Origin of the sequence: Paenibacillus sp. FSL R5-0341, from assembly GCF_037975235.1 — a bacterium.
GTDB lineage: Bacteria > Bacillota > Bacilli > Paenibacillales > Paenibacillaceae > Paenibacillus > Paenibacillus amylolyticus_A.
Genome location: NZ_CP150241.1, coordinates 2464366 through 2477673, shown reverse-complemented (window position 1 = coordinate 2477673; position 13308 = coordinate 2464366). Strand labels below are relative to the sequence as shown.

Annotated in this window: 14 protein-coding genes; 1 reads left to right on the top strand and 13 read right to left on the bottom strand. The window is 47.0% G+C overall.

What is annotated here, in order from left to right; all coding sequences use genetic code 11:
• Positions 1 to 28 precede the first annotated feature (28 nt).
• Complete coding sequence (locus MKX75_RS11295; RefSeq protein WP_076330708.1) at positions 29 to 1153, bottom strand: GTP-binding protein; 1125 nt, start codon at positions 1151 to 1153, stop codon at positions 29 to 31.
• A gap of 169 nt (positions 1154 to 1322) precedes the next feature.
• Between MKX75_RS11295 and MKX75_RS11290 the strand changes: the two genes are divergently transcribed.
• Positions 1323 to 1841 carry a MogA/MoaB family molybdenum cofactor biosynthesis protein gene (locus tag MKX75_RS11290; RefSeq protein WP_036609234.1) on the top strand — a complete coding sequence of 173 codons (519 nt, stop codon included), beginning with the start codon at positions 1323 to 1325 and terminating at the stop codon, positions 1839 to 1841.
• A gap of 69 nt (positions 1842 to 1910) precedes the next feature.
• On the opposite strand, the gene MKX75_RS11285 is transcribed toward MKX75_RS11290, so the two are convergent.
• The 12 genes from MKX75_RS11285 to MKX75_RS11230 all read right to left on the bottom strand — a co-directional run bounded on the left by MKX75_RS11285 (position 1911) and on the right by MKX75_RS11230 (position 13277).
• On the bottom strand, positions 1911 to 2465 hold the full coding sequence (locus MKX75_RS11285) for a hypothetical protein (RefSeq protein WP_339169632.1): 555 nt from the start codon (positions 2463 to 2465) through the stop codon (positions 1911 to 1913).
• Positions 2466 to 2539: 74 nt separating this feature from the next.
• Positions 2540 to 3559: an acryloyl-CoA reductase gene (locus tag MKX75_RS11280; RefSeq protein ID WP_339169630.1), complete on the bottom strand. Its 1020-nt coding sequence runs from the start codon at positions 3557 to 3559 to the stop codon at positions 2540 to 2542.
• Between the two features lie 111 nt (positions 3560 to 3670).
• Positions 3671 to 4324 (bottom strand): hypothetical protein, encoded by a 654-nt coding sequence (locus MKX75_RS11275; protein ID WP_076330704.1) that lies wholly within the window; start codon positions 4322 to 4324, stop codon positions 3671 to 3673.
• 367 nt (positions 4325 to 4691) lie between these two features.
• Positions 4692 to 6146, bottom strand: coding sequence for a nicotinate phosphoribosyltransferase (locus tag MKX75_RS11270; protein ID WP_062833859.1), 1455 nt, complete (start codon positions 6144 to 6146; stop codon positions 4692 to 4694).
• Between the two features lie 194 nt (positions 6147 to 6340).
• Positions 6341 to 6898 carry an isochorismatase family cysteine hydrolase gene (locus tag MKX75_RS11265; protein ID WP_076331277.1) on the bottom strand — a complete coding sequence of 186 codons (558 nt, stop codon included), beginning with the start codon at positions 6896 to 6898 and terminating at the stop codon, positions 6341 to 6343.
• 66 nt (positions 6899 to 6964) lie between these two features.
• Positions 6965 to 7768 carry an NUDIX domain-containing protein gene (locus tag MKX75_RS11260; RefSeq protein WP_062833857.1) on the bottom strand — a complete coding sequence of 268 codons (804 nt, stop codon included), beginning with the start codon at positions 7766 to 7768 and terminating at the stop codon, positions 6965 to 6967.
• Positions 7769 to 7846: 78 nt separating this feature from the next.
• Positions 7847 to 8251: a PaaI family thioesterase gene (locus tag MKX75_RS11255; RefSeq protein WP_036609249.1), complete on the bottom strand. Its 405-nt coding sequence runs from the start codon at positions 8249 to 8251 to the stop codon at positions 7847 to 7849.
• Positions 8252 to 8578: 327 nt separating this feature from the next.
• Positions 8579 to 9028, bottom strand: coding sequence for a YlbF family regulator (locus MKX75_RS11250; protein WP_062833856.1), 450 nt, complete (start codon positions 9026 to 9028; stop codon positions 8579 to 8581).
• Between the two features lie 268 nt (positions 9029 to 9296).
• Entirely contained in the window at positions 9297 to 10853 is a 1557-nt protein-coding gene (gene miaB, locus MKX75_RS11245) for a tRNA (N6-isopentenyl adenosine(37)-C2)-methylthiotransferase MiaB (RefSeq protein WP_339169628.1), read from the bottom strand.
• A 312-nt stretch (positions 10854 to 11165) separates the two neighbouring features.
• On the bottom strand, positions 11166 to 11738 hold the full coding sequence (locus MKX75_RS11240) for a phosphate propanoyltransferase (RefSeq protein ID WP_339169626.1): 573 nt from the start codon (positions 11736 to 11738) through the stop codon (positions 11166 to 11168).
• Between the two features lie 203 nt (positions 11739 to 11941).
• Complete coding sequence (locus MKX75_RS11235; protein ID WP_339170427.1) at positions 11942 to 12925, bottom strand: dipeptidase; 984 nt, start codon at positions 12923 to 12925, stop codon at positions 11942 to 11944.
• A 91-nt stretch (positions 12926 to 13016) separates the two neighbouring features.
• Positions 13017 to 13277 carry a stage V sporulation protein S gene (locus MKX75_RS11230; RefSeq protein ID WP_007430104.1) on the bottom strand — a complete coding sequence of 87 codons (261 nt, stop codon included), beginning with the start codon at positions 13275 to 13277 and terminating at the stop codon, positions 13017 to 13019.
• Positions 13278 to 13308: the final 31 nt, after the last annotated feature.

The window sequence follows — 13308 nt, the reverse complement described above, 5'->3', positions numbered from 1 at the left end:
AGTACGGAGGAACATTGAATCATCTAGCCTACTTTATCGCTTCCAATTCCATTAATTGGTCACGAATGACAGTTTGGTCAAAATGTTCACCTATGAACACAGCAACATTAGGGACATCTCCCTGAGGTGTGATCTTCATATAATCCGATTCACGGTAAGCATACTGGAACCAGAAGCGGCTCGCCGTGTCACTAAACGATAAAATACCTTTCGCTCGATACACGTCTCGTGGCAAAGCTGATACAAACTGTTCAAATGCTTCGCTATTCACCGGATGACTGAAATAATGCGTATACACCATGACATGTTCGTGTGATGCATGAGGAGCGGGATGCTCATGAGCGTGTTCATGGACATGGCTATGGCTATGAGATCCGTCAGTATTCGTAGCATCGCCTTGGACTGTATGATGTGTATGTTCATGTCCATGACTGCATCCATGTACGCCACAGGCTTCCGTATGAACATGATGCTCTTGGTGAGCATGCTGACCTGCTTCAGAGGCTGAATCATGGACGTGCACGTCTGCCCCGCTGCGAAGCAACAGATCCATCTCCACCGCACATTTGACCGTAGGTATTACAGGTGCGAAGCCATTCCATTTTGCCAAAAGCTGCTCCAAATCTTGCAGTTCCTGTGCACTCACCCGATCTGTTTTGTTCAAGAGAAGCACAGACGCACAACGAATCTGCTCCTGCATCAATTTGAAGGTCTGCCCCTTCTGCTCCTGGTACAATCCAGATAGATGCGCTGCATCCACAACGGTAATGAGGCTTTTCAATTCCAATCGCATGTAGAGTGAAGTCTCGGTGACCGCATCCAAAATTTCCATTGGATTTGCCGCACCCGTTGCTTCTATGATGATCACATCAGGGGATTCCTCCTGTACAAGTTCAGCAAGCTGCAATCCCAAGTCGCCACGTACGGTACAACAGATACATCCACCTAACATCTCTGTCATCGGAACGGTGGAATCCACAATCTGACCATCCAGATTAACTTCGCCCAACTCATTCATCACTACTGCGGGACGCAATCCCTGCTGTTGCCAATGTTCGATCAACTGAACAAGCAGTGTTGTTTTGCCACTTCCCAAAAAGCCTGACAGTATATATACAGGTATGGATTTTTCTTTTAAAATCGTTTCGTTCATGCTTAAACACCTCTCTAATTATCCTCTTGTAACCTAGTCTATCTATATCTAGCGAGTGTACACCACCTGCATTCGTTGTGCAATAACGTTCAACTCTTCCCCAGTACATTGCCTGATTCTAACGGATGGTCTATGCTATGAGGACATGTTGATTGAAGGAGGAAGTTTCATGACCAATTCAGTGGAACAACATCGCCAGGAAGCTCCGGACACGGTATCGTGCATGATTGTAACGGTATCGGACACGCGCACCAAAGACACCGATACCAGCGGCCAGCTCATGCATCAGCTTCTGAATGAAGCAGGTTATCAGATTGTTGAATACATCATTACGCCAGATGAAACGGAGAACATTCGAAGCATCCTGCAAGATGCAGCCGTTCGTGATGATATCGAAGCCGTGCTGCTCAGTGGCGGAACAGGGATTGCCCCTCGAGATACAACCTACGAAGCGGTGTCCTCACTGCTCGACAAGGAACTGCCGGGCTTCGGTGAAATCTTCCGTTTTCTGAGTTACACCGAGGATATCGGTTCCGCTGCCATCCTGAGCAGAGCCGTCGCCGGAACGATTGGACGCACAGCCGTCTTCTCCATGCCAGGCTCCAAAGGAGCTGTCAAATTGGCTATGGAAAAACTCATTTTGCCTGAGCTACGGCATGTCATGCGTGAAATATATAAACCCGTCTGAAAAATCAGACGGGTTTTTCGGGTTTATTTTCAGCTGTACGATACGAATTGAAAGCTTGGTGCTCTCCTCTTACCTTAATTGCTCCAGCACATGTTGAAACACCTGCAGAACATCCGGCTCATACTCGTCCTTTTCCCCACCAGAAGCCGTATACACCAGTGAAACGTAACCTTTGCTGCGAATCGTTGTTCGGCCAAGCACATTCTCCAAGACAGCCTCATCACCATTCTCACTGTACATTTGTTTCATCCCAGCAACCCGTGCTGCCTTACTACCGAAAATATGGACTTTCACGATGTGTCTGCCGCTTCCATTCAACAAGTACATATAAGAGATCCCACCATGATCGTCATCGGCAGACATGTTATTCATCAGCTGGATGCCCTTTGCTTCAAAACTCTTACTGATCTCATTCACCAATGCACCGTTTAATCCGTGTCCTTGACTCTGTGCTCGCATATTTCCTTCATTCGTCGCTTCGCGCGTATAGAGCTTTCGCTCCTGTTCAATGGATGATGCTGAACAAGCCACCAGGGACCAGACAGTTGTGATCAACATTACACTTACAAGTACCGACTTGATTATTCTTCCAACCAGAATTCGGTCTTCTCTACCAAACCACATGCCAATCCTTCCTTTCCAGCCACGTGTACTGTGACCCATTCAGGTAGAATTAGCATGTCTAAGGACTTAGAATCTTATGCGGATGGCAGATCTGATATCGTATGGACCACGGTACGACCTACTGCACCACCTTGGAGTATCGTCTCCAGCGTATGAGGCAACTGGTCTAAGGAAATTTCACGGATTCCCAGTTCCAACGCGCGCTCCGGTTTCCATTCTCCGCCAAGCAGTTTCCACAATCGTTCCCGCCGTTCCATCGGACAAAATACAGAGTCTATACCAATAAGCTGGATACCACGCAATATAAATGGAAGTACCGTCGATTCAAAAGCTGTGCCTCCAGTTAAACCAGATACCGCAACCGCACCTCCGTATTGGATCTGTTTCAATCGCTCCGCGAGTGCCGGGCCTCCTGTTGGATCAACAACTCCCGCCCATAACTGTTTCCCCATGGCTCCTTTAGCTGGAGCATCGGCTTCTTCACGAGTAATTACCTCTGAAGCCCCCAAGTTTCGAAGCAATGGCTCCTCCTGCTCCTTCTTGCCTGTGCTGGCTATTACTTTGAAACCAAGCTTCGCCAGAATCGCAACTGCCATACTGCCAACGCCACCTGTTGCACCCGTAACCAGAACCTTGCCCATCTCCGGTGTCACTCCAGCCTGTAACAGCGCATCTACCGAAAGTGCAGCGGTAAATCCTGCGGTTCCAATCGCCATGGCTTCTTTCTCACTAAGACCCGGTGGCAGAGGCACCAGCCATTCACTGCGCAGTCGAGCATACTCGCTGTACCCTCCGTAATGGGATACGCCTGGTTCAAATCCTGTACTGATTACTCGATCTCCCGGTGCAAAACGTCCGCTTACCGATTCCTCAACTGTTCCTGCCAGATCAATGCCTGGTACCATCGGGTATTCACGAACGACACCTCCCTTTTCAAGGGTAGCGAGTCCGTCTTTATAATTGACACTGGAATACTGCACCTGTACCGTTACATCTCCATTTGGCAGATCCTCCTTCTTCAGTTGCTCTATAGCAGCTTTCACTCCGCCCTGTTCTTCTTTACGGACAACATATGCGTTAAATTGGTTTTTCATTGATAGCCACTCCTTCTTTCAATTTTGTATATTTTTCCATTAAGCAAATGAATTGTTCGCATTCAGGTTTAACGGCTACCTTTACCTATGGATTCTTCCTCATGTTAATGATCAAGCTCTGTCTCTCCTTAACGTCAACAGATAGATTAGTGGACCCACAATGGGGATAATGCCTGTCACTGCCCATGCTGGTGAACGTCGACTCACTTTAGTATCCCTGCATATCGCAATCATGGAAAGTAAACTCAGCAGTACAAAATCAATCGTCATGATATGTACAAAGGAAGATTGATTGAACGCGTCCATAAATACATCCGGATGACCTTGCGTCACGGCATAGAATGCTGTCCCCAGCGTTAAGAGCAGAAGGACTACATGCGTCAGCTTATGGGCTGCTACCCGTCCAATTCCCGACTCCCGCTGACGACCAAAATGTAAGCTTTCGTATCCCGATGTTCTATTCGCAGATGATGACCACGCATAATAAGGAAGCAGGGCAAAAGCACCTAGTCCAAAAGAAAGCAAGACAAAAGGCCAAGCGGGTATACGGCCACTTCGTTCTTTCACAGATATTCTTAACAGCATACAAGCATACACTGCCGGGAAAATACCTAACCACGAAAATACAGTAAGCAGCCAAGGCTCCTTGCTTTGCAGTGTGATTAGTTCTTTGAATATAGGATCACTTCCAGGTGACTGCCCCGGTGCCAACAACACTGCATAGGCAATAAAAGCGATCCAGACCAGTCCTAATATCCATCTCATGTCTGCACCTCCTCTTACTCTCATCCCCGGCAACTATGGGATTGAAACAATGCCAGATATTCAATCGGTACGGAAGGAGCTGCCCTAATATGTCGAAGCAACACTCCGAAAGATGCAAGATTTGGCGTCTCCTGCGCTTTCCCGAGAAATAATTACTGCATTTCCCCTCTAAATGCGTGTTCAAAAAGTACTTTTTTGAACAGCAACCTCTTGAACTGAATAAGCCAACTTCCAGTATAGCCTGCCACATAGGCATTCTGTCCATGAGATTTCTTACATTTCTGATCCGCATCATCTGGATCATACTAAAAAGGCATAAGCCAGTATTCTTCACTGGTTATGCCTCTCTGTAATTCTTATGTGTAGATCATTCCTCTGTGGACTTCACATGTTCCGCAATGAGCTTCTGCTTCATATTCCATGCCGCAGGGCTAATGTTCACACGATAGATCTCGGGGTTGAGCTTCCGTTGGTATTCAGGCCAGAAGAGGTTCATCTGTTCCTTATGGTACGCCCGAATCTCATCCAAATTAGGCAGCTCATACACCTTGCGTCCGTTCACAAAGATCGGCTCCAGCATATTTACCGCTTCGTAGCGGGTAACGGTCTTTTTCAGATAAGGGTGTAGCGGGTTGAACAGCTTGAGCGGTCCGCCCTGTAGCGGCTGTTCTTCCTCTGGATAGCAGATATAATCTGCAATCGCCTTGCCATGCTTCGGATCAATGATCCGGAACACTTCCTTTTTACCTGGCGTGGACACTTTTTCAGGATTGGCAGATATTTTGATCGTAGGCAGCATAGCACCGTCCACTTCACGCTCCACCAATTTGTATACCCCACCCAAAGATGGTTGGTCAGAGGCGGTAATCAGTTGTGTGCCGACTCCCCATGTATCAATCCGCGCTCCTTGAGCCTTCAGGTTGAAAATCGTATTCTCATCCAAATCATTGGATGCTACAATTTTCACATAATCCAAGCCAGCCTCATCCAGCATCTGACGTGCCTGAATCGACAAGTACGCAAGGTCACCACTATCCAGACGAATCGCATTCATCTTTTTGCCTTGGCTCTCCAGCTTCTTGGCTGTCTTGATGGCGTGAGGTACACCACTGTTTAACGTGTCAAAGGTATCGACCAGCAGCGTGACCTGATCAGGCAACACTTTGGCATACACATCAAACGCTTCCTGCTCGCTCATAAAGCTCTGTACCCAGGAATGGGCATGTGTACCTGCTGTTGGTATCCCGAAGCGCTCTCCGGCCAGCATATTGGACGTTGCATGGAATCCTGCCACATATGAAGCACGTGCGCCCCAGATGGCAGCATCCGCTTCCTGTGCACGCCGTGTACCGAATTCAAGTAAGGTATCCTGCTGTGCTACCTGTTTGATCCGCGAAGCCTTGGTTGCGATCAACGTCTGATAATTCATGAAGTTAAGTATCGCCGTCTCCACCAATTGTGTCTCCATAATGGAGCCTTCTACCCGAATGAGCGGTTCGTCAGGGAAAACAATTGCACCTTCCTTCATCGAATGAATTGTCCCCTGAAATGAGAACTGGAGCAACTCTTCCAGAAAGACCGGATCGTAATTTTCCTCTTGTTTGGATAAAAATTTGATGTCGTCCATCGTAAAACGAAGCTGGCTGATATAGTTCACAATTCGTTCCAATCCGGCAAATACCGCATATCCGTTGCCAAAAGGAAGCTTACGGAAATAGGCTTCAAATACGGCCTTCCGCTTGTGTGTACCATTCACCCAATGGGCGTACATCATATTGATTTGATATTTATCCGTATGTAAAGCCAGGCTAGTCGTCTGCATTTGTCTCATCCTCTCTGACTTCCGCTCGTGCTCGCAGATTTAACCTGTGAACACGGGTTAACATATGGAGACTTATTCTTCATGATTCTGTTCATCCGTATTCACAAACAAGTCTCCCGTACAATTCTATACATCATTCACCACATTCATCCGGTTCCTAACATTAGGTCAACCAGACATGATTATGGATTAAATCACGCCAGGACCGTCTCGCTTGCCTTAACCACCGAAGCACCTAGGCTGGAACGAAAATGTTCAAGTGCCCACTCATGTCCTGTCGGATTGAAGCTGGCAACAGCATCTTCATATACCGTAATATGAAAACCTTTATTGTAAGCATCCACTGCCGTATGCAATACACAAATATCTGTACATACCCCAATGAGTGCAATATCTGTAATGCCACGTGCACGCAGTCTGAGTTCCAAATCTGTCCCACAGAATGCGCTGTATCTCGTCTTATCCATCCACCGAATATCGGTTTTTCGTTCCTCCATCACTTGGGCAAGACGACCGTAGAGCTGTCTTCCCTCTGTATTTCGGATGTTATGAGGTGGGAAAAGCGCAGTCTCCGGATGATACGGATCATTCTCTTCGTGTAGATCCACAGCCATGATTACCTCATGTTTGTTCTTACAATAGGCCTCGGTTACAGCTGCAATCGTCTCGTCGATCTCTACTGCTGGCTGACCTACAGGCAAAGAACCTGTCACAAAATCCTTCGTGAAATCAATGACAATCAGTGCTTTCATCATCAACACTCCCTTGCTCAGAAATGGTTGATCCTGATTCAATCAGATTGACACACCTACACATTATTACGTATAGATGGATAGGCGTGGTACGAGTTCTGTAAAACGATATAGCTGCGCCGGACGCTGTGAGTACTGGTTGGAACTCACCAGGTTACCTTCTTCATCCCGTACTTCTTCCACAATGCCTTTGCGACTGCGGGTAGACGTAATCTTGCGAATGAAGTTTGGTTCTTCAAAATCCGGTACTACACTTTGAATAACCTGATATAATTCACTTAATGTAAAATCACGTGGCAGGAACTGACGAGCAATCGTCGTTTCCAGCATCTGCTGTTGAATACGTCGATAAGCATCTTCGATGATTGTTCTGTGATCAAAGGCCAGCTCCAGTTCTTGTAGCGCCTCCTGAATCGTGAACAACCCAACATCCTCAGCATCATCTGCCGCTTGGCGTTGATCCAGCATCCATTCTTCCACCAGTGCGAAAAATGCATGAGAGATGATCCAGCCCCTCGGGTCACGACCCGGCTGACTGTATACATTCAAGTACTCCAGATGTCCACCGTCCACACCTGTCTCTTCCATCAATTCACGCTTAGCTGCACCGTAGATGGACTCGTTCTCCTGACAGAATCCACCCGGTAACGCCCATCTACCAGCAAAAGGCCAGCCTTTGCGCTTGATCAGCATCACTTTCAGTTCCCGTATAGGAAGTGTCTTCGTCACCGTCTTGCGCTCCCGCTTGGTCAAGGTGAACATAACGATATCCGCAGGAACACCATCGGGTGTACGATATTTCTTGGAACTATAGGCACGTGCTGCCTGTTCGTCGCTCTCTGCATTGAAGTGTTCGTAGTTTTCGCTCATGGGCACCACCGACTATTTTCATTTTGATAATTTCATTATGACATAATAATATTTTTTGTCAACTGCGGGATTCCTACGTTACGTTCTTGGACGTGCTATACGGAATGTCGCCGTAGCCATGCATCCCAACGTGCCCGATGCATCACGAACCTCCGATTGAGTTGTAACACTGCGTCCAGCCTGATGCAGAACTGTAGCTGTCACCGTTAATTCCCCTTGTTTCATTGGTGCGAGAAAATGTACGTTCAGATTCGTTGTCACACAGCCGTCCACTTCCATTGCTGCTGTTGCAACCATCCCCATCGCCTGATCCATCAGTGAAGTCAATACACCCCCATGAATAATCCCCATGGAGTTGGTATGATGTTCGCCTGCTGTCAACGCGATCTGTACTTCTTTGCCGTCTCCTTTAATATAACGACAGCCGAGAAATCCCCAAAATCGTCCGTCTCCGTCTTCCACCATTTTGTCCAAAATACTCATTATTCATTTCTCCTTTATTGCACTGTACGTATCAAGCTCTCTTGATGTCATGTGCCTTTATCATTAAAAATCAGCTGCGCCACACAAAATAACCCCACAGTGTGGAGCTTTGCTAGGAATTATATTCCGAGTACTTGGCGATAGCCACTCCACCTTAACAGTTATGCAATGTAAGAAATGCTTCTGATCGAAGCCTTATCGATGATGCCACATTCGTGCTTTAGCAGTTGCTTTTCTTGCGATTATCGAATCCTTCAGCTACGCTGAAAACTTATAATTCTATAATCATCAAAAAAGGCGCGGACAGCGTCCGCACCCTTCCGTCATTTAACCACAACTGGTCGGAGGTGAATCCGTTCCAGCCTCCACGTTTACTTTTTCAGAAACCGTATCCCGGATTACAGAGATCACCAGCTGAAGCAAGTAGTTGATATCGCTCTGGCTTTGCTGGAATTCCGTAACCAATGGAATGCTGTCCAGTTCGCCTTGCAGATCTTCAATTTCCTGTTCAATTTTGCTGACCATCTCCACATTTTTGAAGCTTTCAAAAGCAACGATCTCTTTTTGTTTCTTCTTGATGGTTGCAATCAACTGCTGGATGCGCTCATGATCACGAATTTTGGTTTCAGCCTGTTGAAACTGTCTAACTTCCTCACTCGTTCCGAGCATATCAGCCAATTCTTTGGCTTTTCCCATAATGTCGTCGCGTATGACCAGATTGCGCGTATCGTAGGTAGGCATTCCATAATGGTTGTACTGCACTTCTTCCTGCGCCACTGAAATCGCTCCATTCTATGAGATGATATAAGATGAATATTCATGTTGCCCTAGCTCAGTTGACTGCTCAGTGACCGCTACGGTGTCGGATCGTTCTTTTGATCGCTGTTGTCTCCGAATTTTTTCGATTGAGATTGTTCAAGGTTAAAATTCGGAGACAAAGGCGAACGCTTCGCTTCTACAGAATCGATTCCGTCACCTTCGCTACGCTCGGCGTAACCCCGCTAAGTGCAAAAATCATTCATCTTATTGGTGTGTGTATTACTAATTACTGATTGGCAGCTACCGGCTCGGAGAGCAGGTTGCCACGAATATAAAAAGTCATCGGATCGGTGATTTCCACTTGTACGAAAGTACCGATCAATTCTTTGGGTCCTTCAAAATGCACAAGCTTGTTGCTGCGCGTACGTCCTGCCAGAACTTCGGAATTCCGTTTGCTCTCGCCTTCAACGAGCACTTCAACGATTTTGCCGCGTTGCTCTTCATTGCTTCGGTGGCTGTATTCGTTGATGGTTTCATTCAAACGTTTCAAACGTTCCTTCTTCACTTCCATCGGTACGTTATCCTCCATCACCGCAGCAGGCGTACCTTCACGCGGGGAATAGATGAAGGTATAGGCAAAATCATACCCTACTTCACGGACAAGGGAAAGTGTATCTTCAAATTGTTCTTCCGTTTCCCCAGGAAAACCAACAATAATGTCCGTTGTCAACACAACTTCCGGAATGGCCGTTTTAATTTTGCCAGCCAGGTTCAGATAGTGTTCCCGGCTATACTTGCGGCTCATACGCTTGAGTACTTCCGAACTGCCAGACTGCACCGGAAGGTGGATATGCTCCACCAGGTTTCCGCCCTTGGCTAGCACTTCAATCAAGCGATCATCAAAGTCACGTGGGTGACTGGTTGTAAAGCGTACACGCGGAATATCAATTTGTCGGATGGCATCCATCAAGTCGCCAAAGCTGTAGTTCAGGTCGGTGAAGTCTTTGCCGTACGCATTCACATTTTGACCAAGCAGGGTGATTTCTTTAAAGCCCTGGCGTGCCAAATCCCGTACTTCGGCAATGACATCTTCCGGACGACGGCTGCGTTCTTTGCCCCGTGTGAACGGAACGATGCAATATGTACAGAACTTGTCGCAGCCATACATGATGTTCACCCAGCCGCGCATACCTTCCCGTTTCTTCGGCAGGTTCTCAATGATGTCGCCTTCCTTGGACCATACCTCAACAACCATTTCTTTGCTGAACAGCGCTTCCTGGATCAGATGTGGCAACCGGTGCACATTATGTGTACCGAAGATCATATCCACAAATCCATGCTTCTGCATGATCCGGTTGACGACGCCTTCCTCCTGGGACATACACCCGCACACGCCAAGTAACAATCCCGGACGTTCGAGTTTTAGCGTTTTCAGGTGACCAAGCTCACCAAACACCTTATCTTCCGCATTTTCCCGTATAGCACACGTATTGAGCAGAATAATATCAGCCTCTTTGCGATCTTCTGTGGCCTGATATCCCATAGACTCAAGCAGACCTTTGATGGTCTCCGAGTCATGCTCGTTCATCTGACAACCATACGTATATACAATATAATGTTTGCCTTTCCCTATGTTTTTCAGTTCATCGGGAACGGCATTTTCGTAAAGCACCTGGACGTCTTCCTTGCCCCGCTGTTTCTCCTGACGATGATTGGGTTCCGATTTGATGTTAATCTCACGGCCCCGGATTCTTATCTTTTTGCTGAATTCATCTTGCGAAATTACTTTGGCATCGGAGAAATCAAAATATTGGGAGTAATCCTTTTTTGAGTCTTTAGCCATTTCCTTCGGTCACTCCTTACAGCCTCTATTAATAAAAATTCGTTCATTCATCCCTGTTCCACATGAAGTTCTTGCTTGGAACAGCAAAAGAGCATTACAGCAAATTATAGCATGAATTGGGCTGTAGTTCCACATCCAAACCGCATGTCCCTTCGTCTAATCCGAAACATGCCATGCTCAGAAGAACGTTCAGAAAACACAAAAACCTGAGCCTTGCCATCAGGGCTGGAATTAACCGGCCCCTGTTGGCTGTGCTCAGGTTTATACGTTATTCAGACCGCGTAATTCGTGGCTGAAGGCTGTTCATGTTTATTAGTCGATGATTTCAGCAGTGTCGCCATTACGAGCGCCAGCAGCGTTAGCTTCATCTGTATCAATATGCATGTCCAGTGCGAAAGAATCGGATACACGAGCCAGTACATTTTCCAGTACCAGACCACGATCTCCACTCAAGCGAACTTTCAGCAATTGTTTGTCCTGGATACCCCATTTAGCAGCATCCGAAGTATGGAAGTGAATGTGACGAGCAGCAACGATAACACCTTTATCAATTGTTACTTCGCCAGCAGGACCTTTGATCGTGATTCCCGGTGTGCCTTCAATGCTTCCGGACTCGCGTACAGGTGCTTTAACACCAATGGCAAATGAATCTGTCATGGAGATCTCCAGTTGCGTTTCAGGACGAACAGGTCCAAGGATACGCACTTTATCAAACTGTCCTTTCGAACCAATTACCGCTACAGTTTCGTTAGCAGCGTATTGGCCAGGCTGAGACAGAGCTTTAAATTCAGTCAGTTCATAACCTTTACCAAACAAAATTTCAACGTGCTCTTGGGATACATGAATGTGACGGGCAGATACGCCCACAGGTACTGTTTTACTCATCGTAAATTTCACTCCTTGTTTATCTATGGCCTGTACTCAGGCTCTTAACAATCCAATGGTATTATACCCCTTTTTGGAGTGAAATGAAAACGAACTGGTGAAAATTCATGAAATACACATATTTCACCATCATTTCCCGCCTTTATTTGGAAAACGAGCTTCATTCCACCCATTGGGTCGGTCCCAGAGCCCACTTCACTATTTCACGGAAGCCCCTTCATTTTCAGATTATTCTCTGGCAAGTGTTCCCCCAGATAACTCGTCGCATTCCCCCACAACCAGCCACGCACCAAATGTTCATCATAATGCTTGAGCAGGATCTCCGTCACTCTTGGATAGTGTCCTGAGTGTTCAAGTCTCTGAATATATGTTGAAATCCCATCAAAATCGGAGCCCATCATCAGATGATGCTGCCCACCCAGAGAACAAATCTGCTCGATATGAGGTAACAAGTCTTCTATACGTACGTCACCCTCCTGCTTAACAAACCAAGGGACAAACGTCAGTCCGATCCGCCCTTCGCGGGCAATGATGGCCTGAATCTGATCATCTTTCAGATTACGCACATGGGGACATACGCTATAGCTGTTGGAGTGGGAGGCGATAAAAGGACGCTTGCTCAAGTCAGTCAGTTCCCAGAACCCTTTCTCCGTTAGATGTGACACATCTAACAGCATCCCGATTTCATTACACCGGCGTACCAGTTCCTTCCCCTTCTCGGTCAGACCTGCTCCACGCTTCTCCATTACTCCGTCAGCCGCCCAATTGGCATAATTCCACGTAAGTCCAATGATTCGAACACCCATCTGATAACATAACTCCAGATAGAACAGGTTGCCCTCCAGACCGTCCACGCCCTCCAGTGTGATTAATCCCCACGGATCCTCTGTTTGCCCCACCTGAGCCACCTGTTCGCGCCATAACAACGTCTGTGTGCCGCCAAGTCGCTCCTGACTCCTTTCTACGCGCTTACGATAGATCTCCAACTGCCCCATCACATGTTCAAACTTGCCTCTGCCTAGTACTTCAGGTAAATAGATGGCGAATGCCTGTAATCCGACTTTACCCTCTTTCAAGCGTTTCAAATTTACATCCAGTTGTGGAGAATCTTCGAACGAAAGAGCTGGCTGCATCAATATTTTGCTCAGTGCATCACAGTGAAAATCAGCTACACGCCGATCAGACATGGACATCTTAAACCCTCCTCCATATTTTGTTGCAGAAAAACGCAAAAAAACCTGTCTACATCGTAAACAGGTTCAATGCATACTGCATGTATTATCTGGGCTCCACAATCAGCTTAATGGCCGTTCGGTCCTCGCCGTCGATCACAATGTCTGTAAAAGCTGGAATACAAATCAGGTCAACTCCGCTTGGTGCTACAAATCCCCGGGCTATCGCTACCGCTTTAATGGCTTGGTTCAGTGCTCCCGCTCCAATTGCCTGCAGTTCAGCATTTCCACGTTCACGAAGAACCCCTGCAAGAGCGCCGGCTACAGAATTAGGATTGGACTTTGCTGAAACTTTTAATACATCCATGGTAAGTACCTCCCTGGGAATGTTGAAAGTT